This is a genomic window from Neisseria sp. P0009.S007 (assembly GCF_051962515.1).
Genome location: NZ_JBQCVF010001047.1, coordinates 1 through 289, shown reverse-complemented (window position 1 = coordinate 289; position 289 = coordinate 1). Strand labels below are relative to the sequence as shown.

Here is a 289-nt window from a genome sequence, read left to right as displayed (position 1 = left end):
ACTGGTGTTCTTGCGAATATCTACGAATTTCACCTCTACACTCGCAGTTCCACTCACCTCTTCCGAACTCAAGAATCCCAGTATCAAAGGCAGTTCTGGAGTTGAGCTCCAGGCTTTCACCTCTGACTTAAGATCCCGCCTACGCACCCTTTACGCCCAGTGATTCCGAGCAACGCTAGCCCCCTTCGTATTACCGCGGCTGCTGGCACGTAGTTAGCCGGCGCTTCTTCTGCAGGTACCGTCACTTTCGCTTCTTCCCTACTGAAAGAGGTTTACAACCCGAAGGCCG

At 52.9% G+C, this 289-nt stretch carries 1 rRNA gene; it reads right to left on the bottom strand.

What is annotated here, in order from left to right:
• Positions 1-289: ribosomal RNA gene (locus ACTHS3_RS17695) — 16S ribosomal RNA — on the bottom strand; the annotation flags it as partial.